Raw genomic sequence first — 22,301 nt, 5'->3', positions numbered from 1 at the left:
CACAGTCAAGTGTGGGAGGGGGCTTGCCCCCGATGAGGCCATTTAAGACAACACAAATCTAAATCCAAAAAAAGGCCCCTGGACTCACACCCAGGGGCCTTTAGCATTTCAGTGTCTAGTTACGCCGCCTTGGCTTCCTGCTGGCTCAACGAGCGGTTCAGCGCACTGAACAGCGCCTTGAAGCTGGCGGTGGTGATGTTTTCATCAATGCCCACGCCATGCACCGGACGCTCACCGTTCACACGCAGCTCAATGTACGCGGCGGCCTTGGCGTTGGTGCCCGCACCGATCGCATGTTCGTTGTAGTCCATGATCTCCACGCCAATCGGCAAACCCGCCACCAGCGCTTCCAGTGCGCCGTTGCCTTTGCCTTTCCAGTGCAGGTTGGTTTCGCCCTGGCCTTTGCTCGACACTTCGACCTCGACGGCGCTGTTGCCGTTCTCTTCCTGCAGGCGATGGCTGACCAGCGCGTACGGCGTGTTGGCTTGCAGGTATTCACGCTGCAGCAAGGCGTAGATCTGCGGTGCTGTCATCTCCAGGCCCACGCGGTCGGTTTCGGCCTGTACCACCTGGCTGAACTCGATCTGCATGCGGCGCGGCAGGCTGATGTCGTATTCCTGTTCCAGCAGGTAGGCGATGCCGCCCTTGCCCGACTGGCTGTTCACGCGGATCACGGCTTCGTAGCTGCGGCCAATGTCGGCCGGGTCGATCGGCAAGTACGGTACTTCCCACAGCGCATCGTCTTTCTGCTGGGAGAAACCTTTGCGGATCGCATCCTGGTGAGAGCCCGAGAACGCGGTGTGCACCAGATCGCCCACGTAAGGGTGGCGTGGGTGCACCTGGATCTGGTTGCACTCCTCGACGACTTTGCGCACGCCGTCGATGTCGGAAAAGTCCAGCTGCGGGTCGAGGCCCTGGGTGTACATGTTCAGGGCTACGGTGACCAGGTCGACGTTGCCGGTGCGCTCGCCATTGCCGAACAGGCAGCCTTCGACACGGTCGGCGCCGGCCATCAGGCCCAGCTCGGTAGCGGCCACGCCAGTGCCACGGTCGTTATGCGTGTGCAAGCTGATGATCACGCTGTCACGACGGTTGATATGACGACCGAACCACTCGATCTGGTCGGCATAGATGTTCGGCGTGGCGCATTCCACGGTGGCCGGCAGGTTGAGGATCATCTTGTGCTCAGGCGTCGGGTTCCACACCTCGATTACCGCGTCGCAGACTTCCTTGGCGAACTCCAGCTCGGTCGCGCTGAACGTCTCCGGGGAGTATTCGAAGGTCCACTGGGTTTCCGGCTGCTGCGCAGCGTACTTGACGAACAGCTTGGCGGCATTGACCGCGATGGCCTTGATGCCGTCCTTGTCCTGGTTGAACACGATGCGGCGGAACGACGGCGAGGTGGCGTTGTACAGGTGCACGATAGCCTTCTTGGCACCGCGCAGGGATTCGAACGTGCGCGCGATCAGGTCTTCACGGCCCTGGGTCAGCACCTGGATGGTGGTGTCCTCGGGGATGTGGCCATCTTCGATCAGGGTACGCACGAAGTCGAAGTCAGTTTGCGATGCGGCCGGGAACGACGCTTCGATTTCCTTCACGCCGACCGCTACCAGGGTCTTCCAGAAGCGCAGCTTTTTCACCGCATCCATCGGCTCGATCAGCGACTGGTTGCCATCACGCAGGTCGGAGCTGCACCAGATCGGCGCTTCGGTGATGGTCTTCGACGGCCAGGTGCGGTCCGGGATGTCGATGGTCGGGAACGCGCGGTACTTCGAAGACGGGTCTTTGAGCATGCTCATCGGGAAATCCTTTGTTGTAGGGGCCGAGAAAAGGCGGCCTGCCGTGGAACTGTTATTGGGGATAAAACGCGGGACGAGGCAGATCGATTCAGCTTGGCAGTCGTGCGCTGACGAGGCACAGGCTGCGGTGCTGGCGGAGCTGAATGAGGGTGTGAGAGGTTTTCATAAGCTCAACCCTAACCGTCGGGGTGAAAGATGGCAAGCAGTCGAGAAAAATTGAGATAATTTCTGCTGTGGGCTGAGAAAACAGGATTTTATGGTTAGGAATCTTTCCAGGGCCTGTTTTTATTGCGCGCCATTTGGCTGGCGCGCAATCGTGTCGATCAGGGTTGGAACGCGCCGATAAAGATCGCCGGATCGACCCGCGCATCGTTCAGGCTGACGTTCCAATGCATATGCGGCCCGGTCGCGCGGCCTGTGGCACCCACTTTGCCGACAACGGCACCTCGGGTGAGTGTGTCGCCGACCTTCACGTCGATCTTCGACATATGGCAGAACATGCTGATAAAACCTTGGCCATGGTCGACGAACACGGTGTTGCCGTTGAAGAAGTAGTTGCCCACCAGGATTACCTTGCCATTGGCCGGCGTCTTGATCGGCGTGCCGGCGGGGACGGCGAAGTCCAGGCCCGAGTGAGGGTTGCGTTCTTCGCCGTTGAAGAAGCGGCGCACGCCAAACTTGCTCGACAGCGGTCCATTCACCGGTTTATCCAGCACCAGGTTGCTCGGCAGGTTCGGGCTGAAACTTCGGTAGGCCTTGATCTGCACCGCCAGCTCCGACTCGATGCGCTTGAGCTGCGCCGGTTCCGGGTTGACCTGGCTTTTGTTCTTCAAGGTGATGCGCTGTTCCGGATACTTCTTGTAGCCGACGATAAACGGCAGCGTGCGCCCGCCGCTGCTGATGCGCTCATTACCGGGTTTGACCGTCAGCGGGATACCGACGATGGCCAGCCAGTTGTCCTGCTCCTTCACCACCAGTACCGGCTTGCCCTGGTACGTGGCTTTCGGCGCGGCCGCCGAAGGGCCCAGGTCGACCACTGCCACACCGCCCGGCACCGGTTTGTTCAAGGTGCGGGTGATGTAGCTGTCGGCATGAGCGTTAACGGCGAGGCACAGCAACATCAACAGGCTAAATAGACGTGGCATCAATCAATCCAATAACGAAAGGGTAACGGGTGTGAGGTGGTTGTCTTCCACCCGCACCTGCAATTGGCCTTCACCGAGGCGCGCGGTCAGGCGCTGGCCGGTGTGGGTTTGTGCGGCGTTGCGAATGGCCTGGCCGCGTTCATCCAGCAGGATGCTGTAGCCCCGGCCCAGGGTCGCCAGCGGGCTGACCACGTGCAGCGTCTGCATCTGGCTTTGCAATTGCAGGCGCCGCGCCTTGAGGCCTTCGCGCATGGCGCGGGGCAGGCGTTCGGCCAGGCTGTCCAGGCGTTGGCGCAGCAGGGCCAGTTGGCGGCCGGGGTGTTGGCCGGCGAGACGGGTTTCCAGGCGGATCAGACGCTCGCGACGGGTATTGAGGCTGCGCTCGAAGGCGCGGCGCAGGCGCATGTCCAGGTCGTCCAGGCGCTGGGCTTGCTGGCGCAGGCGCTCGCCAGGATGGCGCAGGCGTCGGGCCATGCCTTCCAGGCGCAGGCGGTCGTGGCGCAAGCGGTTGCGCATCAGCATCACCAGGCGGCGGTGCAGGTTCTCGACCTGACGCACCAGGTGGCTGGCGTCCGGCGCGAGCAATTCAGCGGCGGCGGAAGGGGTAGGGGCGCGCACGTCGGCGACGAAATCGCTGATGGACACATCGGTCTCGTGGCCGACGGCGCTGACGATTGGCGTCACACAGGCGTCCACCGCACGGGCCACGGCCTCTTCGTTGAAACACCACAGGTCTTCCAGCGAGCCGCCGCCACGGGCCAGGATCAGCGCATCAAAGCCGCGCGCATCGGCCAGTTTCAGCGCGCGCACAATCTGCGGGATCGCTTCGCGGCCTTGCACGGCGGTGGGGATCAGGGTCAGCTGAATGTTGGGCGCACGGCGGCGGAATACGCTGATGATGTCGCGGATCACCGCACCCGTCGGCGAGCTGATGATGCCGATGCGCCGAGGGTGCGCCGGCAGCGCCACTTTGCGTTCGGCACTGAACAGGCCTTCGGCGCTGAGCTTTTCCTTCAGCGCGTCGAAGGCAAGGCGCAGCGCACCGTCGCCGGCTGGCTCCACGGTATCCAGGATCAGTTGGTAATCACCACGACCCTCGAACAACGAGACCTTGCCGCGCACCTTCACCGCCAGGCCATCCTTCAACGCCTGGCGAACCCGCGCCGCGTTGTTGCGAAACAGCGCGCAACGCACCTGCGCACCGCTGTCCTTGAGGGTGAAATACACATGCCCAGAGGCCGGGCGGGCGAGGTTGGAGATCTCGCCTTCGACCCAGATATTGGTGAACACGTCTTCCAGCAACACCCGCGCGCGGCCGTTGAGCTGGCTGACAGTCAGGACTTCGCGGTCCAGGCCCAGTCGGGCAAAAGGATCTTTAATCATGGGCGGCAGTTTATAGGCATTTCGAGGACGTAACGCAATTGGCGGGTAGAGATCAGGTGTCACGCCGTACCAAATTGGTGGAAGGCGTTGAAGACAGTCGTCGCAACCTGCGTCCATGGCTAAAGTGGAGGCTGTCTATTTAAAGGAATAACCCATGAGCCCAGTTGAGCTGATGAGCCAATGGTCGTTTGGCGGTATGGATTGGCTGGTGATTGGCCTGGGCGTGGTGGTGGCTTATATCGTGTTTGGCATCGCGGGTTTCGGCACTGCGCTGGTGGCGGGGCCGCTGCTGATCCTGTTCATGCCGCTGTCGAAGATCATCCCGTTGCTGGTGCTGTTGGACTTTGTCGCAGCATTCGGCAACCTGCTGCAGTCGCGGCGGGACGTGAACAAGCCGGAGCTGCTGCGCCTGCTGCCGTGCATGGCCATTGGCTGCACACTGGGCGTGGTGTTTTTGCTCAACGTGCATTCCGACCTGTTATTGCTGCTCATGGGGCTGTTTATCAGTGCCTATGCGATCTACAGCCTGGCGGTGAAAGCGCGGCCGACGCAGTTGGCGGCGGGGTGGTCGGTGCCCATGGGCACGGTGGGCGGATTGTTCGGGGCGCTGTTTGGCAGTGGCGGTTTTCTCTATGCGATCTATCTGAACAGCCGCTTGCCGAAGGACGCGGCGCGCGCCACCCAGAGCGCATTGATCAGTTGCAGCACGGTGGTGCGCCTGAGTTTGTTTTTAGTTGCCGGGGTGTATGCGGATTGGCCTCTGCTGATGTTGGCGCTGTGTCTCTTGCCGGCGATGGCGTTGGGGCTCTGGCTGGGGCGTCGGGTGACGATGCGCCTGTCGCGGGAGGCGTTCGTCAGGCTGGTGACCTGGTTGGTGCTGGCCAGTGGCATTGCGCTGATCGGGCGCTATCTGAGTACTTGACCTGTGTGGGGCAGGGATTAAGCTGCCTGCCTTTAGGGCCTCATCGGGGACGAGCCCCCTCTCACACTTGAAAGCATTCACCATTCAACTGTGGGAGGCGGCTTGCCCCCGATGAGGCCAGACGCCACACCGCAGGACTCCCATGAACTCCCAAAGCATCCTTGTCCCGAAAATCTCCACCTTGCCCGTCCACGAACCCCGCGCCCGGGCCATCGTGCGCTGGTTGGTGCGCAAGAACATCATCAAGGAAGAACTCACCACCTGTGGCCGCACCGGCAATCGCATGGGTTACGCGCTGGCCGATGGCGCCCGCGCCGTGGTGCTGTACCCCGAAGCGTTGCCGTTCAACGAACCGGTCAACGGCCTGGAAATAATTTACAAGCGCTGCATCTACACCCCGGCCAAGGGCTTTCTTGAAGAAGCCGGCTGCCCGGAATGCCGCAAGGAAGTCGGCGAAGCCCTGTTCGACAGCCTGGAAGACTGGATGCCCGGCCACACCGACAACTTCACCTGCCCGTTGTGCGGGCATGAAGATGACATCAACGGCTTCCTGTTCCTGCAGGAATGCGGTTTTTCCAACCTGGGATTCATCTTCAACAACTGGGCGGAAGCGGGGTTCAAGCAGAGTTTTATCGACGAATTCGCCGATTGGCTGGACCAGAAGATGAGCTGGGTCAAAGTCGAGTTGTAACCCTTTTTGTAGGAGGGAGCTTGCTCGCGAAAATCGTCAACGATAACGCGGGCAGTCAGGTTCAACGCGGTGCTCTTGGGTTTTTCGCGAGCAAGCTCGCTCCTACAGAAAAGCCGCAAGGGTTCCCCATCTATCAGTATTCCCAAATATGTCAGAGTTTTACATTGAGCCCGGCAGGGTGCATGTATATAATGGCGCGCTTCCATTTTCCCGCTCGGGAGCCCCCGCGATGCTGCGTATCAGCCAAGAAGCTCTGACATTCGACGACATTCTCCTAGTGCCCGGTTATTCCGAGGTGCTTCCTAACGAAGTCAGTCTCAAGACCCGCCTAACCCGTGGCATCGAGCTGAATATTCCACTGGTTTCCGCTGCCATGGACACCGTCACCGAAGCCCGTTTGGCAATCGCCATGGCTCAGGAAGGCGGCATCGGCATCATCCACAAGAACATGACCATCGAGCAGCAAGCTGCCGAAGTGCGCAAGGTCAAGCGCTACGAAGCCGGTGTGGTCAAAGACCCCATCACCATCGAAGCCGACGCCACCGTGCGTGACCTGTTCGACCTGACCCGCCTGCACAACATCTCCGGTGTTCCGGTGCTGCACGATGGCGACCTGGTCGGCATCGTCACTTCCCGTGACGTGCGTTTCGAAAACCGTCTTGAAGTCACCGTCCGTGAAGTGATGACGCCCAAAGAGCGTCTGGTCACTGTCAAGGAAGGCGCCGACAAGAACGACGTGCGCGAACTGCTGCACAAGCACCGCATCGAGCGCGTACTGATCGTCGACGACAAATTCGCCCTCAAAGGCATGATGACCGTCAACGACATCGAAAAAGCCAAGGCTTACCCGCTGGCCAGCAAGGACGACCAGGGTCGTCTGCGCGTTGGCGCTGCGGTGGGTACCGGTAAAGACACCGGCGACCGCGTGTCGGCGCTGGTTGCTGCCGGTGTTGACGTGGTGGTGGTCGACACTGCCCACGGTCACTCCAAAGGCGTGATCGACCGCGTGCGTTGGGTCAAGCAGAACTTCCCTGATGTGCAGGTGATCGGCGGCAACATCGCCACCGGCGCTGCCGCCAAGGCTTTGGCCGAAGCGGGCGCGGACGCCGTCAAGGTCGGTATCGGCCCAGGCTCGATCTGCACCACCCGTATCGTCGCCGGTGTTGGCGTGCCGCAAATCAGCGCCATCGCCAACGTCGCCGCTGCCCTTGAAGGCACTGGCGTGCCGTTGATCGCCGACGGCGGCATCCGTTTCTCCGGTGACCTGTCCAAGGCCATCGTGGCCGGTGCCTCCTGCGTGATGATGGGCTCGATGTTTGCCGGTACTGAAGAAGCGCCAGGCGAGATCGAACTGTTCCAGGGCCGTTCCTACAAGGCTTACCGTGGCATGGGTTCGCTGGGCGCCATGTCCCAGGCGCAGGGCTCTTCCGACCGTTACTTCCAGGACTCTTCGGCAGGCGCCGAGAAGCTCGTACCGGAAGGCATCGAAGGCCGTGTGCCTTACAAAGGCACCCTGAGCGCGATCATCCACCAACTGATGGGCGGCCTGCGCTCCTCGATGGGTTACACCGGCAGCGCCGACATCGAAGAAATGCGCACTAAACCAGAGTTCGTGCGGATCACCGGCGCCGGTATGGCTGAATCCCATGTCCACGACGTGCAGATCACCAAGGAAGCGCCAAACTACCGCGTAGGTTGAGGCTTCCAGCAAAACGTTAAGTAACCGGGGCTGTTCTTTCAGCCCCGAGTTGTTTCTGATTCATTAGACGAGACTGACTTCATGGCCCTCGACATTCACGCCCACCGCATCCTGATCCTCGACTTCGGTTCCCAGTACACCCAGCTGATCGCCCGCCGCGTGCGTGAAATCGGCGTGTACTGCGAACTGCACCCGTTCGACATGGATGACGAAGCGATCCGCGAATTCGCACCGAAAGGCGTCATCCTCGCCGGTGGCCCCGAGTCCGTGCACGAAGCCAACAGCCCGCGCTGCCCACAAGCGGTGTTCGACCTGGGCGTGCCGGTCTTCGGTATCTGCTACGGCATGCAGACCATGGCCGAGCAACTGGGTGGCAAGGTTGAAGGTTCCGAACTGCGTGAATTCGGTTATGCCCGTGTGGATGTGGTCGGCAAGAGCCGCCTGCTGGACGGCATCGAAGACCACGTCGACGCCGATGGCCTGTTCGGCCTCGACGTGTGGATGAGCCACGGTGACAAGGTCACCAAGATGCCGGAAGACTTCCACATCCTGGCCAGCACCCCGAGCTGCCCGATCGCCGGCATGTTCAGCGACGAGCGTCGTTACTACGGCGTGCAGTTCCACCCGGAAGTGACCCACACCAAGCAAGGCGGACGCATCCTGTCGCGCTTCATCCTCGACATCTGCGAGTGTGAAGCCCTGTGGACCCCATCGAAAATTGCTGAAGACGCCATTGCCCAGGTGCGCGCCCAAGTGGGCACCGACAACGTGCTGCTCGGCCTGTCCGGCGGCGTTGACTCCTCGGTAGTTGCTGCCCTGCTGCACAAAGCCATCGGCGACCAACTGACCTGCGTCTTCGTCGACAACGGCCTGCTGCGCCTGCACGAAGGCGAGCAGGTGATGGCCATGTTCGCCGAGAACATGGGCGTCAAGGTGATTCGCGCCAACGCTGAAGATCAGTTCTTGAACAACCTGGCCGGCGAGTCCGACCCAGAGAAGAAGCGCAAGATCATTGGTCGCACCTTCATCGACGTGTTCGATGCCCAGTCCAACAAACTGGACAACATCAAGTACCTCGCCCAGGGCACCATCTACCCCGACGTGATCGAGTCGGCCGGCGCCAAGAGCGGCAAGGCCCACGTGATCAAGTCCCACCACAACGTGGGTGGCCTGCCTGAGGAAATGAACCTCAAGCTGGTAGAGCCGCTGCGCGAACTGTTCAAGGACGAAGTCCGCCGTCTGGGCCTGGAGCTCGGCCTGCCCTACGACATGGTCTACCGCCACCCATTCCCGGGCCCGGGCCTGGGCGTGCGGATCCTCGGTGAAGTGAAAAAGGAATACGCCGACCTGCTGCGTCGCGCCGACCACATCTTCATCGAAGAACTGCGCAAGGCCGACTGGTACCACAAGGTCAGCCAGGCATTCGTGGTGTTCCAGCCGGTGAAATCCGTGGGCGTTGTCGGCGATGGCCGTCGTTACGCGTGGGTCGTGGCCCTGCGTGCCGTCGAAACCATCGACTTCATGACCGCCCGCTGGGCACACCTGCCATACGAACTGCTGGAAACCGTCAGCGGCCGTATCATCAATGAGATCGAAGGCATTTCGCGCGTGACGTATGACGTGTCGAGCAAGCCGCCGGCGACGATTGAGTGGGAATGATCCCGCGCTAGCAGGTAAATGCTGAACAACAAAACCCCGGCCATGTGCCGGGGTTTTGTGCATCTGGAATACGCTATTTCTGCCATCCCCCTCAGGGGTAAGCGCGGGGTTGCCTGCGCAGAGCGTGTGGCGACCACATCCCAAGATTGACGGCTCACATGAAGAATAATACATTGTGTATACAAATATTATTCTATATGTAACCCTTTGAATCGAGTGGGATTAACATGCCTGTTTCAAGAAGAAGTGTACTCATCGGCGCCGGCGTGGGCGCCGGGGTTGTGGCGGCTGGCGGGGCTGCATCGTTGTTGTCTGACGGGTTACCCGCCGACCCCTCGTCGCTGCATCGCATTGCTTCGCTGCCGGCCGATGACGCCAGCCCAGGCTGGTTCCACACCAGCCGTCTGCGTCAGCCAAAAGCGCCGCTGATCGGTGATGCCAGTGCCCCATGGGTGGTGGTGGGTGCAGGTTTTACCGGTTTGGCGGCGGCTCGGCAGCTGGCGCTGAATTTCCCGAATGACGACGTCATTTTGGTGGAAGCCCAGCAAGTCGGGTTCGGTACTTCTGGCCGTAACGCCGGTTTCTTGATCGATGTGCCCCACGACATCGGCGCGCCGGACTACATCGGTGACCAGACCATCGCCAAGCACGTGCTGGAATTGAATCAGCGCGGCCAGTCGATCCTGCGCGACCAGGTGGAGGAGCATAAGATCGTCGACGCGCAACTGCGGCACTCCGGCAAGTATCAGGCTGCCGTGGAAGACAAGGGCATTGCGGTGCTCAACGCCTATCGTGGTGGCCTGGAAAAACTCGGCCAGCCGTGCGAGATCATCGAAGGCAATGAGCTGCGCGACCACATCGGCACGTCGTTCTACCGCAAAGCGCTGTACACGCCAGGCACCATGCTGGTCCAGCCGTCGGCTCTGGTGAAAGGCCTTGCCGACTCGCTGCCGGCCAACGTCAAGCTTTACGAAGACACGCCGATCACCGCCGTCGACTACGGCGTCAAGACTGTGCTGCACCACGCCACCGGGCGCATCACCGCCGACAAGTTGATCCTCGCCAACAACGCGTTCGGTCAGTATTTCGGCTTCCTTCAAGGCCGCATGCTGCCGATCTTCACCTACGGCAGTCTGACCCGCCCACTGACGCCCGCTGAACAAGCGAGCATCGGCGGCAAGGACTTCTGGGGCGTGATCCCGGCCGACCCGTTCGGCACCACCTCGCGGCGTACCCACGACAACCGCATCCTGGTGCGCAACAGCTTCAGCTTCAACCCGGACGGCCGCGCCAAGCCTGGCTACCCGGAAAAAGTCCGTGCGGCGCACCGTCTGTCATTCGAGCGTCGTTTTCCAACGCTCAAGGATGTGCCTTTCGAACATACGTGGGGAGGCGGCCTGGCAATGACCCGCAACGGCGCCGGTTTCTTCGGTGAGCTACGTGAGAACGTCTATGGCGCACTGGGTTGTAACGGCCTGGGCACCGTGCGTGGTACTGCCACCGGTACGCTGCTGGCCAACCTGCTGGCGGGCAAGCGCGAAAGTCTCACCGACTACTTGCTGAGCGCGCCGAAGCCCGCGTGGAATCCACCTCAGCCGCTGCTGTCGATCGGGGTGAATTTTACCCTGCGCAAAGGCCAGTCCGACGCCGGCCTCGAAGGCTGAGTAACGCACGTCTCTCCACAATTTGCTGGTGAGCGGGGCAGCCCGCTCACCACAGTCCTCTATCACCTTCGACACGTTCAGCGCGGACGCCAAGCTCATCGAACGTCGTCGCATCACCGTGATCATCCACCCCGCTTAAAAAAGCCCCGACGTCGGCGGTGGCGTGCCCTTGAGCTGCCATGCGCCAACCGCCGCGGCCTTCCAGTGGCGCGGATTGTGGTTCGCCACCGTGCGCGCATTGCGCCAGTGACGATCAAGGTTATGGCTGCGCCCGGTGGTCGACGCACCCCCCACATCGAACAGCAACTCTGCGGCCTTCAGTGCCGACTCTGCACCGATGTACTGCGCCTGTGCGGCTTCGATGGCCGCCTGGTCGACAGACGCCGTGCTCAGCCCCTGCGCCCACGCACGATCAATCGACTGTGCCGCACGCACCACCACCGCCTGGGCCGTGTAGGCTCGGGCACTGATATCGCCGATGCTCAACTCCACATACGGATCATCCACCGAGCGCGACGCCGTGCTGTGCTTGATCGGCCGCGCGTGGTCGCGGGCGAACGCCACTGCGTCGGTCAGCGCATTCTGCGCGATCCCGGCTTCGACGGCGGCGAGGAACAATTGCAGGAACGGCGTGACGATGGTGCGCGTGCCGTCCTCTACCGTGCGCGTGCGAACCTCGCTCGCGTACACCTGCACATTGTTCAGGTGCGTGGTGCCGCTGGCGGTGAGGCGCTGGCCCATGGCGTCGAAGTCGTCCAGCAGGTCCAGGCCTTCGCGGCCGCGCGGCAGGATGAACGACACCGGCTGGTCTTCTTCGTCCAGCGCCACCGCGCTGACCCAGTCGGCATACAACGAACCGGTGCTGTAATACTTGCTGCCGTTGACGCGATAGTGCTCGCCGTCGCGCACGATGCGCGCACTCACCGTGCCATTGGCGGCACCGATTTCCCAGCCGGCATTGCCGATCACCGCGCCTTCCAGGTAGCGGGCAAACCAGCGCTCGCGTTCCTGCTCGGCGTCATCGGCCTGCGAGGCGAGCAAGCCTTCGACAAACCCCAGGCCGGGGCGCAAGGCTTGGGCGACGTTGGAGTCCACCGATGCGATGCGCACCAGCAGGCCGATCACATCTTCTACGCTGCCACCCGGGCCGCCGTATTGCGTGGGGATGCGCGTGGTGTAGAGGCCGGCTTTGGCCAGGCTTGCGACCGCTTCGTAGGGCAATTGGCGATTGCGCTCGCGCTCGGCGGCGCCCAGCGCGATCTCGGGCAACAGGGCGTCGAGGCGGGCAGACAGTTCAGTGACGGTACTCATGGCATTTCCTTGAAATTGATCAATGGCGAGCGGCTTAAATCGCGATTTTCCACAGGCGTGATTCGTCGAAGAGCAAGACCGCGCTTTCCGGCTCCAGCGCCGGCACCACCAGCGTTACGCCGGCGCCCGGCAAGCGCGGAACGGCGCCGAGCAGGCGGCGGGTGTAGTCGTGTTGGGGATGGTTGAACAGGTCCTCGACAGCGGCGCTTTCCACCACCTGGCCCTGGCGCATCACCAGCACCTCGTCGCTGACATGGCGGATCACACCGAGGTCGTGGGAGATAAACAGATAGGCCAGGCCCAGTTCGGCTTGCAGGTCGGCGAGCAGGTCCAGCACCTGGGCCTGTACCGACACGTCGAGGGCCGACACCGGTTCGTCGCACACGATCACCCTGGGGTTGCTGGCGATGGCACGGGCAATCGCCACGCGCTGGCGCTGGCCGCCGGACAACTGCAGCGGGCGGCGGCTGGCGAGGTCGGCGGGTAGCCGCACTTGGTTCAATAGCCGGGTGATGCGCCGGTCTCGCTCGGCGGGCGCAACACCCGCCACGTCGAGTGCGTCGGCGAGGATCTGGCCGACACTCCAGCGCGGGTCGAACGAGCTGAGCGGGTCTTGATAGATCACGCTGATCTCACGGCGGCGTGCGCGACGATCCTTCTCTGCGGGCGCGGCCTCACCGGTGCCGGCCCAGGGTTGGTCAAGGAACCGCACACTGCCGGCGTCGGGCTCCAGCAGCCCGAGGGCGATGCGCGCCACGGTGGACTTGCCCGATCCCGACTCGCCGACAATCCCCAGGGTGCGCCCGGCGTACAGGTCGAAACTGACGTCGTCGACCACTTGCCGCAGCTGGCGGTCGGGGCCGATGTAGCGCTTGCCCAAGTGACGCGCCTGCAACAGCAAGGCGCCGGATTCGGGCCGGGCGGCCACGGGTTCAGGCTCGCGTCCCGGCGACAGGCGCGCCCCCCGTGGATGCTCCGCCGGCACCGCGTCCAGCAAGGAGCGGGTGTAAGGATGGCGTGGATTGCGCAGCACCTGTTCCATCGGGCCTTGCTCCACCACTTCGCCGTGGCGTAGCACCAACACCTGGTCCGCCAGTTGGGCGACCACGGCCAAGTCGTGGCTGATGATCAGCAGCGAATCCCCCCGGCCCTTGATGTCTTGCAGCACACCGAGGATCTGCGCCTGCACCGTGGCATCCAGTGCGGTGGTGGGTTCATCGGCGATGACCAGGCCAGGGTCCAGGGCCAGCGCGCTGGCGATCAACGCCCGTTGGCGCAGGCCGCCGGAGAGTTGGTCCGGGCGCTGCAAGGCGCGCAGTTCGGGTTCGGGCACGCCGACCCGGTGCAGCAGTTCCAGCACGCGCTCGCGACGGCTGCGCCGGTCGCCCCAGCGGTGGGTCTTGAGCACTTCGAGGATTTCCTTGCCCACCGGGCGCAGCGGGTCGAGGGACACCAGGGCGTCCTGCAGCACGAAGCCTATCTGGCTGCCACGCACGTCGCGCCACTGGCGTTCCGACAAGCTGAGCAGGTCCTGCCCACCGTAACTCAAGGTGCGCGCGCTGACTTGCGCATTGGCGGCGGTGAGACCGATCAGCGTGCGGGCGGTGACGCTCTTGCCCGAGCCGGACTCGCCCACCAGCGCCAGGGTCTGCCCTGGTTCCAGGGTGAAGGACAGGTCATGCACCACGCGCTTGCCGGCGAAATCGATGTTCAAGCCCTCGACGATCAGACGTTTATCGCTCATGTCAGGCGGCCCTCCAGGCGTTGTTGCAGGTAGCGGCCAGCCACCGTGGTCGACAGCGTGGTGAGCACGATGAACAGCCCAGGGAAAAACGTCAGCCACCAGGCGTTGGCTACGAAGTCGCGCCCCATGGACAACATGGTTCCCCACTCCGGCGCAGGCGGTTTGGCGCCCAGGCCCAGAAAGCTCAGGGCCGAGGCCCAGACGATGGCCTGGCCGATGCCCATGGTCAGCGTGACGATCAGCGGGCGCATGGCGTTGGGCAGCAACTGCCGGCGGATCGTGCGCAGGGGCGGGTGACCGAGGGCGCGGGCTGCTTCGATGTAGCCGGCGTTACGCACCGCCAGCACTTGCCCGCGCACCATGCGCGCATAACCGGGCGCCGCGCCGATGCCGGTGGCGATGATCAGCGGGCCGATGCCGCTGCCGAAGATCGCCACGAACAGCAGCGCCAATACCAGGCTTGGAAACGCGAACAGGATCTCCAGCAACCAACCGACGCCACGGTCGGTACGCGGCCCGCCGAGGCCACCGAGCAGGCCCAGGACAATCGCGATGCTCATGGCGATAAACGTCGCCGCTACACCGATAAACAGCGACTGGCGACTGCCGTGGATCACCCGCGAGAAAATGTCCCGGCCCGACTGATCGGTGCCGAACCAATGCGCCCAGCTCGGCGCATGGAAGGCCTCGCGTGGCACGATGCGCAGCGGGTCGCTGTGGGCGAACCACTGCGGGAACAGCGCCGCCAGTACCACAAAAACCAGGAAGGCAAAGGCGACCCAGGTACCCACACGCCAGCGCCGAGGCTGGCGTTGCACGCGCAGCGGCAGGGCGGGCGCTTCAAGTGTCAATTGCGTCATGCGACAGGCTCCAGGCGTGGATCGATCCAGTGGTACAGCAGGTCCACCAACAGGTTGGCGACCACATAACCGGCGGCGACCACCAGGCTGATGCCGATGGTCAGCGGCAAGTCCTGGGCTTGCACGGCCTGGTACAACTGCCGGCCGAGGCCCTTGCGCGAGAAAATCACTTCGATCACAACCGCGCCGCTGATCAACGCGCCGATGGCCCAGCCAGACAACGACAACCCCGGCAACACTGCGTGACGCAGCGCGTGTTTGAAGCGCACCGCCACATCGCTGAGGCCGCGGGTGCGGGCGGTGAGGATGAAGGGTTGCTCGAGGGTCAGCTCCAGGGACTCACGGGTGACCTGGGCGATAAACCCAGCCAGTGGAATCGCCAGCGCCAGTGACGGCAAGACCAGCGTGCGCCAGCCGTCGCTGCCGGCGGGCGGGAACAGGCGCAGGCCGAAGGCGAATACCGCCAGCAACAAAATGCCCAGCCAGAAGTTCGGCAGCGCGGCGGCAAGGGTTTCTGCCAGCGAGGCCAGGCGTCCCAGCCATTGCTGGCGGCCGGCAGTCACGACAGTCAGTGCAAGCACCAGCAGCCAGGCCAGGGCCAGGGAGGCGAGGGTCAATTCCAACGTTGGCCCGGACTGCTCGGCAAGCACGTGGGTGACCGGCTGGTGCTGGGAGTAGGACACTCCCAGGTCGCCCTGTACCAATTTGCCCAGGTACACCAGGTACTGCACGCCGATGGGTTTATCCAGGCCGTACTCGCGGGTGGCTTCGGCGATGGTTTCCGGGGTGGGGTTGCCGCTGGCGCCGCCGAGGATGGCCAGCACCGGATCACCGGGCATCAAGCGCAGCGCGAAGAAGGTCAGCGTTGCCACCGCCCACAGCACCAACAGGCCGCCGCCCAGGCGCAGCAGGGCGCGACGGCCCAGGCGGGTGAAGCGTTCGCGGCGCGGATGGGGCGCCGTGTGGTTCAACGGGATCGTGCTCATTTATTCACCCATGCGTCGTACAGGTAGGTCACCGCCAGCGAGGTTTCCAGGCGCACGCCCTGGGTGGTCTTGTAGATGCCCAGGCGTGTGCTTTGCGGGTAGGTGGTCAGTTGCAGGTAGTTCGCCGATGCGGTGGCTTGGGCCTGCCGGTACAGGGTCTTGCGTTGTTGCGGGTCCTGGGTGGCCAGGGCCTGTTGCAGCACATCGTCGAAGACCTTGTTGTTGAAACCGGCGGAGTTCTGGTGGTAACCACCGACGCCGGCGGGCTGGATAAACGCGCTGCTGAAGATGATCCGCAGCACGTCCGCCGTGTTGGTGTTCCAGTAGCCGAGGTTGATGTCGTAGTCCCAATCGGCCTGGCGCTTGGTGGCTTGCACGTCACTCATCTGGTCCAGGATCAGCTCGAACCCGGTCTCGCGGGTGGTGGCCTGCACCTGTTCCCACAGCGTCAACTCCGACGGCGGTGCGCGGTTGCCTAGGGTCACGACGACCCGCAGGCGCTTGCCGTTGCGGGTGCGATAGCCGTCGGCGTCGCGGCCGGTCCAGCCGGCGTCGTCGAGCAGGCGATTGGCGCGTGCGGGGTCGTAGTCCTGAGCGTGTTCGAAGTCCGCGCTATAGAACGGTGTGGCGCTGCTCAAGGGCGAGCCGGCGCGGGGGAATTCGCCGAAGTACACACTCTTGAGTGCGCCTTCCACGTCTGCGCTGCGAACGAAGGCCTCGCGTACCTTGACGTCGTCGAACGGCGCACGACGGGTGTTCAACGTGCCGTTGGTGGGGTTGCCGGGGCGCTGGGCAATGATCAGCGACAGGTCCGGGTTGCGCCGCGCAGCCTCGTGGGATTCCGGCGGCAGGGCCTCGATCACGTCGACTTCACCGGCTTGCAGCGAGGCGAATCGCACCGAGGGCTCCTGGATGAATTTCCAGATGACCCGCTCCAGGTATGCCGGGCCCTGATGCTGGGCGGTGGGTGGCGCGGAATTGTAGTCGGGGTTGCGCACCAGCTCGACCTGGTTCTGCCGGTCCCAGCGCGCCACCTTGAAGGGGCCGGTGCCCACCGGGCTCTCGCAATTCACATCCCGCGGGCGGGCGAGGGCGGTGGGCGACTCGATGCCCAGGAACGCCTGCGCCAGTACCTCGAGGAACGCTGCGTAAGGCGTGGCCAGGTGGACCACGGCGGTGTACTCGTCCGGCGTGTCGGTGCGCACGTATTGGCGCAGGTAGCCGCCGGCGGTGCTCGACTGGGTTTTCGGGTTGGTCACGTGGTCGAGGTTGGCCTTGACCGCCTGCGCGTTGAACGGTGTGCCGTCGGTGAAATGCACGTCGTTGCGCAAATGGAAGGTGTAGGTCAGGCCATCCGGCGAGATCTCCCAGCGGGTCGCCAACCACGGGCCGATCTGCCCTTGGGCATCCATCGACACCAGCGAGTCGAGGTACTGTTGGCCGACAAACACTTGCGGCATGTCCCCGGCCACGTGCGGGTCGAGGCAGGTGGGTTCGCGGTCCGTGGCGTAGATCAAGGTGCCGCCACTCACTGGCTGCGCGCTGCGCTGCGCAGTGGGGGCGGTGTGGTCGCAGGCGGCCAGTAACAGGCTGCAACTGCCGACAGCGATGGCGCGATAAAGCCTGAAAGTACGTAATGGTTGCATGGGCGCAGGCGACCTCAAGTGCGGGGAAAGTTGCATTGCATGAGTTATGCCAAGGGTTTAAGGCGCCAAAAACAGGCTGTGCATGAATAAAGTAACGTTGATAAAGGCGCAAACTGACTCGCCGATGTTGCCCTGGCAACACTTGGGGGGAGCCGACAAGTTCTAGTGTGAGTGGTCAACGACTTGGTTGGCGTAGGGTTATTGCGCAGACCCTGTAGCAAAGTGTTTGCCGTGCAACAGTGACCACGCAGTTATTCGACTTATACACACCCCTTGGTCAGGCGGCGTAGTCTACAGTCGGCGAAATAACAGTGAACTCGGTAATGGCACGCTTACTGCTATAGGGAGTTCGCACCAGACTATTCCAATAGATGGTTTCAACTTCTATTCATTGGACACTCTGGAGTTATCCATGACCTTGCGTTCTACATCAAAGCCGGCGTTACGATCGCGCTCCCTGCCGGTGGCTGTCTCTTTTGGCCTGGCGACTTTATTGAGCCACGGCGCCTTGTATGCAGCGGATACCAGCCTGCAAACCGTGGTAGTCAACGGCAAGGCTGAAACCGATGCCCAGTACGACAAAAAGCGCCTGGACAAGGTGGCGGGCGCCACCGCCGTGGTCGACAACAAGGAGGTCAACAAGGGCCGTGCGGCCACCGCCGAAGATGTATTGGCCTATCAGCCAGGCGTCTATGCACAGGCCACCAGCGGGCAAAGCGCAGCCAAGATTTCGATCCGCGGCTCCGGCATCAACAGCTTCTACGGTGGTTACGCCCTGGGCATCAAATACCTCTACGACGGCATTCCAGTGACCGGTCCGGGCGGTACTCAGGAAGATTTGCTCAACATGGCGGCAGTGGATCACACAGAAGTACTCTCCGGCGCCAACGCGTTTGAATACAGCGCGCTGACACTGGGTGGCGCAATCAATATGGTGACCAACAGCGGTTATACCGCGCCGGGCAACCGTATTCGTCTAGAAGCTGGCAGTTTCGGTTATAAAAAAGAACAGATCAGCACCGGCGGTGTCGTCGGGGACACCGATTACTACCTGTCCTTATTGCACAATGAACGTAAGGGTTATCAGGACGACTCGGCCAACCACGGCAGTGATGTCGTGGGTAACTTCGGGCATGTATTCAATGATAAATGGGAGACGCGTTTCACCTTCCGACATCGTGATGAAGACAATACCAATGCCAGTACCCTGACCAAGTATCAAATCAAACACGACCCCAAGGCCAACAACTATCGTTGGGTGCGTAAAAAGCCGGGTACTACCCTGATCGGCAGTACCACCACGTATACCTTCGACGACCGCTCCAAACTTGAATTGGGCTTGGGTTATCACCACTACAAGTTGACCGATGGCCTGCACTACTACGCCAACCCCGGCGTGTGGGATTCAACTGACTTGTCCTCCTCCCTGCGCTACTTGCGCAAAGGCGACTCGTTCTTCGGCCTGCCCAGCGACACCACCCTCAGTTTCAGCAACACCGTGCTGATGCCCGGCGACGTGAAGATCCGCGACCCGCAGACCTGGCAGCAAGTGCAGCGCGTCAAGTTCAGCGGCTCGCGAGACACGGTGTTTGCTCTCGGCAACGAGTTGCAACTGACCGACCGCACCTGGCTGTCCACTGGCCTGTCGGCGGCCAACTCGGTGCGCAACGTGCGTGTCAGCTACGCCACCGCGCCTAACACCAGCGAGTTCCCCAGCGCCGTGCACTACGACGACTGGAACCTCGCGCCACGCATCGGTCTGCGTTATGCGCTGACGCCGGACATCCAGATCTTCGGCAACGTCAGCCGCTCCATCGACCCGCCCGTGACCTGGTATTACTCCTCCGGCCCGGTCAGCAACCCCTACGTGCAAGACCTGCACGCGCAAAAAGCCAACACGGTGGAAATCGGTATTCGTGGCCGCCAGGGCATTTTCGAGGGCAGCCTCACGGCGTATCGCTCGTGGATCCAGGGCGAGTTGCTGTCGGCGGTGATCGCCAACGCCACGGCCACCTCCAACGAGATCGTGTCCAACACCAACGCCTCGCCGACCATCCACCAGGGTATCGAGTTCGGCCTGAGCACCCAGCTGTGGGAAGGCAGCGACGGCAGCACGATCAAGTGGCGCCAGGCCTATACCCTCAACGACTTCCACTTCCGCAACGACCAGACCTTCGGGGGCAACGACTTGCCCGGTCTGCCTGGCCAGGTCTACCAGGCCGCGTTGCTGTACCAGAACCCCAACGGTTTCTACGCCGACGTGAACCTCAATCACGCCTCCAGCTACTACGTGGACTTCGCCAACACCCTCAAGGCGCCGCAATACACCATTTTCGGCGCGAAGATCGGCTACGAGACCCCGAGCAAGCGCTGGAACGTGTTCCTCGACGCGAAAAACCTCACCAACAAGCACTACGTTACTGCGTCCAAAACCTCTTACGACCTCAAGGGCCAGGACTCGGACAACTTCTACGTGGGCGACGGCCTGGGCTTCACCACCGGTGTGCAATACAACTTCTAAGCGGAACATGGATCAGCCAATGAGCTTGAAACCTCTACACGTCAACCTCTTCGAAATGAGCTGCGTGAGCCACATCACCCACGGCCTGTGGACTCATCCGGACAACAACCGGCATCGTTTCAACGACCTGGACTACTGGATCGAATTGGCGCAATTGCTCGAACGCGGCGGCTTCGATGCGGTGTTCCTGGCCGATGTGACCGGCACCTACGATGCCTTTCGCAACGGCCCGGAAACCGCCTTGCGCGAAGGCATGCAGATCCCCAGCAACGACCCGCTGATGGTGGTATCGGCGATGGCGGCGGTGACTCGCAACCTGGGGTTTGGGGTGACGTTTTCGACCACCTACGAACCGCCGTTTTCGTTTGCGCGGCGCATGAGTACCCTTGATCACCTGACCAAGGGTCGCATGGGCTGGAACATCGTCACCTCGTATCTGCCCAACGCCGCGCGCAATTTCGGCCATGAGGGCGAAGTCGCCCACGACCGGCGCTACGAGATCGCCGACGAGTACCTGGATGTGCTGTACAAACTCTGGGAGGGTTCGTGGGACGATGACGCGGTGATCCAGGACCGCGAGCAGCGGGTGTACACCGATCCGGGCAAGGTGCGTTACATCAACCACGAAGGCGAGCATTTCAAGGTCGCCGGCCCGCACCTGTGCCAGCCGTCACGCCAGCGTACGCCAGTGCTGTTCCAGGCCACGGGATCGCCGGCGGGTATCGAGTTCGCCGGGCGCCACGCCGAAGTGGTGTTCACCGGCGGACGCACCCACGACACCGTGCGGCGCAACATCGCGACCATGCGTGCCAAAGCGGTGGAGCATGGGCGCAGGGCCGACAGCATCAAGTTTCTGGTGATGGCTTCGGTGATCGTCGCCGAGACTGATATCGAGGTGGCGCGCAAAGTGGAGAGTTACCGCGAACGGCTCAGCGTCGAGGGTTCGATGGCGCACTTCCAGATGCCCATCGACCTTTTGGCGTACCCGCGTGACGAACTGATCGAACACGTATTCCAGCGCGAACAGCTGCCATCGCTGTCCCGGGACTACTTCCCGCCGGGTGAAACCGTCGGGCAGGCGCTGGACCGCATCGGCAGCCTCGACCAGGACTTTTTCTTCGTCGCCGGCACACCCACTGAAGTGGCCGATACAATCGAAAAATGGCTGGATGAAGACGGCATCGACGGCATCAACCTGCGCCAGTTCCTGTCGTTCGAAACAGCGCGGGATTTCATCGACCTGGTGATCCCGGAACTGCGCCGGCGCGGGCGGTTCCGCCAGGCGTACGAGCCGGGGGAAACCCTGCGCGAGCGCTTGTTCGGCAAGGGCAACGGACGCTTGCCGGCCGAGCACTTTGCTACCCGTTACCGCGATGCGCAGACGTTGAAGCAGCCGGCGGTGCCATTGCGGTTCACCTGAACCAGCATGTCCAAGGCACCGCCCGGTGCCTTAGCGCCGCGCAATATCCGAAAAGTAAAACTTGTCCAGCGTATGCCGCGACTCGGTGTACTCGAACTGCCGCCCATCCTGCAAAAATGTCTGGTTGCTCACCACGATCACATGGCTTTGGCCATCGAGGTCGAGGTGTGCCTGGTCGTCTTTGCTGCGGGGCAGGGCTTCGATGGTGCGCTGGGCGTAGGCGATCTGCAGGTGCAGGGTCTGCTCGATGAACGCGTAGATCGACTGTTCGGCAATCGCCCGGTCGAGGCCGGGGATCACCTCGGCGACGAAGTGGTTGATATCCAGGATCACCCGTTTGCCGCCGATGCGCCGGACCCGTTTGATCCGGGTGATCAGGGTGCCGGGCTCGGCTTCGATATGTTGCAGCAGTGAGCCTTCCAGCGGGAACTGGGTGAATTCGACCACGTCGGTGTGTACGTCTTCGCCCAGGTCCGCATGGGTTTCGTGGAAGCTGACGATGCCGCCCAGCTGGAACTCGATCGGGTTGGGCGACAGCACAAAGGTGCCCTTGCCGTGGATTTTTTGCGCAAACCCCCGCTCCTGCAACTGCTCTATTGCCCGACGCACGGTGCCTCGGCTCGCCTGGTAGCTGTCCATCAATTCGGTTTCGGAGGGAAGGCGCGTGCCGCGTTGCAGGCGTTCGGTGGTGATGCTAGCAAGCAGATCCGTATAGATCTGGTTGTATTTGCTCATGGGGATGGCTCTTTGCCGGGGTTGCGGTCAAGGCAGGAACCTTAGTGGCAGAGCGGCTGTTTGTCCATTAGACCCTTGGATTTATGCGGCTTGCAGCGATGGGCTGACCTACAAAA

The 22,301-nt window shown here is 62.4% G+C and carries 16 protein-coding genes; 7 read left to right on the top strand and 9 right to left on the bottom strand.

Going from position 1 to position 22,301, the window contains the following annotated elements:
• Positions 1-119: 119 nt before the first annotated feature.
• The 3 genes from leuA to xseA form a co-directional block, all read right to left on the bottom strand.
• Positions 120-1,799 (bottom strand): 2-isopropylmalate synthase, encoded by a 1,680-nt coding sequence (gene leuA / locus CQ041_RS18200; RefSeq protein ID WP_105523884.1) that lies wholly within the window; start codon positions 1,797-1,799, stop codon positions 120-122.
• Positions 1,800-2,122: 323 nt separating this feature from the next.
• Entirely contained in the window at positions 2,123-2,944 is an 822-nt protein-coding gene (locus CQ041_RS18190) for a M23 family metallopeptidase (protein ID WP_105523882.1), read from the bottom strand.
• Positions 2,945-2,947: 3 nt separating this feature from the next.
• The gene (gene xseA, locus CQ041_RS18185; protein WP_105523881.1) at positions 2,948-4,327 is read right to left on the bottom strand and encodes an exodeoxyribonuclease VII large subunit; all 1,380 of its coding nucleotides are present in this window, start codon (positions 4,325-4,327) and stop codon (positions 2,948-2,950) included.
• A 154-nt stretch (positions 4,328-4,481) separates the two neighbouring features.
• On the opposite strand from xseA, the gene CQ041_RS18180 reads away from it, so the two are divergent.
• From CQ041_RS18180 to CQ041_RS18155, 5 genes are all read left to right on the top strand, one after another.
• Positions 4,482-5,249, top strand: a complete 768-nt coding sequence (locus CQ041_RS18180) for a sulfite exporter TauE/SafE family protein (RefSeq protein WP_105523880.1) — start codon at positions 4,482-4,484, stop codon at positions 5,247-5,249.
• A gap of 142 nt (positions 5,250-5,391) precedes the next feature.
• The gene (locus CQ041_RS18175) at positions 5,392-5,940 is read left to right on the top strand and encodes a sugar ABC transporter ATPase (RefSeq protein WP_105523879.1); all 549 of its coding nucleotides are present in this window, start codon (positions 5,392-5,394) and stop codon (positions 5,938-5,940) included.
• Between the two features lie 229 nt (positions 5,941-6,169).
• Positions 6,170-7,639: an IMP dehydrogenase gene (guaB, locus tag CQ041_RS18165; protein ID WP_016977684.1), complete on the top strand. Its 1,470-nt coding sequence runs from the start codon at positions 6,170-6,172 to the stop codon at positions 7,637-7,639.
• A gap of 81 nt (positions 7,640-7,720) precedes the next feature.
• Complete coding sequence (guaA, locus tag CQ041_RS18160) at positions 7,721-9,298, top strand: glutamine-hydrolyzing GMP synthase (RefSeq protein WP_016977685.1); 1,578 nt, start codon at positions 7,721-7,723, stop codon at positions 9,296-9,298.
• A 341-nt stretch (positions 9,299-9,639) separates the two neighbouring features.
• Positions 9,640-10,962: an FAD-binding oxidoreductase gene (locus CQ041_RS18155; RefSeq protein WP_163002602.1), complete on the top strand. Its 1,323-nt coding sequence runs from the start codon at positions 9,640-9,642 to the stop codon at positions 10,960-10,962.
• 135 nt (positions 10,963-11,097) lie between these two features.
• Here the strand turns inward: CQ041_RS18155 and CQ041_RS18150 are convergent, their stop codons facing one another.
• From CQ041_RS18150 to CQ041_RS18130, 5 genes are read right to left on the bottom strand one after another with little or no spacing between them, the layout of a single operon-like run.
• On the bottom strand, positions 11,098-12,273 hold the full coding sequence (locus tag CQ041_RS18150; protein WP_105523876.1) for an acyl-CoA dehydrogenase family protein: 1,176 nt from the start codon (positions 12,271-12,273) through the stop codon (positions 11,098-11,100).
• A 34-nt stretch (positions 12,274-12,307) separates the two neighbouring features.
• Complete coding sequence (locus CQ041_RS18145; RefSeq protein WP_105523875.1) at positions 12,308-14,017, bottom strand: ABC transporter ATP-binding protein; 1,710 nt, start codon at positions 14,015-14,017, stop codon at positions 12,308-12,310.
• Complete coding sequence (locus tag CQ041_RS18140; protein ID WP_105523874.1) at positions 14,014-14,877, bottom strand: ABC transporter permease; 864 nt, start codon at positions 14,875-14,877, stop codon at positions 14,014-14,016. The genes CQ041_RS18145 and CQ041_RS18140 overlap by 4 nt, the downstream gene beginning before the upstream one ends.
• Positions 14,874-15,863 carry an ABC transporter permease gene (locus tag CQ041_RS18135; protein ID WP_105523873.1) on the bottom strand — a complete coding sequence of 330 codons (990 nt, stop codon included), beginning with the start codon at positions 15,861-15,863 and terminating at the stop codon, positions 14,874-14,876. Before CQ041_RS18135 ends, CQ041_RS18140 begins: the two co-directional genes overlap by 4 nt.
• A complete protein-coding gene (locus tag CQ041_RS18130) occupies positions 15,860-17,509 on the bottom strand; it encodes an ABC transporter substrate-binding protein (protein ID WP_105523872.1) in 1,650 nt (549 codons plus the stop codon). Before CQ041_RS18130 ends, CQ041_RS18135 begins: the two co-directional genes overlap by 4 nt.
• A gap of 412 nt (positions 17,510-17,921) precedes the next feature.
• On the opposite strand from CQ041_RS18130, the gene CQ041_RS18125 reads away from it, so the two are divergent.
• Both CQ041_RS18125 and CQ041_RS18120 read left to right on the top strand, forming a co-directional pair.
• On the top strand, positions 17,922-20,030 hold the full coding sequence (locus CQ041_RS18125; RefSeq protein WP_231501172.1) for a TonB-dependent receptor domain-containing protein: 2,109 nt from the start codon (positions 17,922-17,924) through the stop codon (positions 20,028-20,030).
• Positions 20,031-20,049: 19 nt separating this feature from the next.
• Positions 20,050-21,450: an LLM class flavin-dependent oxidoreductase gene (locus CQ041_RS18120; RefSeq protein WP_177429400.1), complete on the top strand. Its 1,401-nt coding sequence runs from the start codon at positions 20,050-20,052 to the stop codon at positions 21,448-21,450.
• 30 nt (positions 21,451-21,480) lie between these two features.
• Here CQ041_RS18120 and treR read toward each other — a convergent pair whose 3' ends face one another.
• Positions 21,481-22,185, bottom strand: a complete 705-nt coding sequence (gene treR, locus CQ041_RS18115; protein WP_105523870.1) for a trehalose operon repressor — start codon at positions 22,183-22,185, stop codon at positions 21,481-21,483.
• Positions 22,186-22,301: the final 116 nt, after the last annotated feature.

The organism is Pseudomonas sp. MYb60 (genome assembly GCF_002979555.1).
In the GTDB taxonomy this organism is placed as follows: Bacteria; Pseudomonadota; Gammaproteobacteria; order Pseudomonadales; family Pseudomonadaceae; genus Aquipseudomonas.
This window is presented reverse-complemented; position numbering and strand designations above follow the sequence as displayed.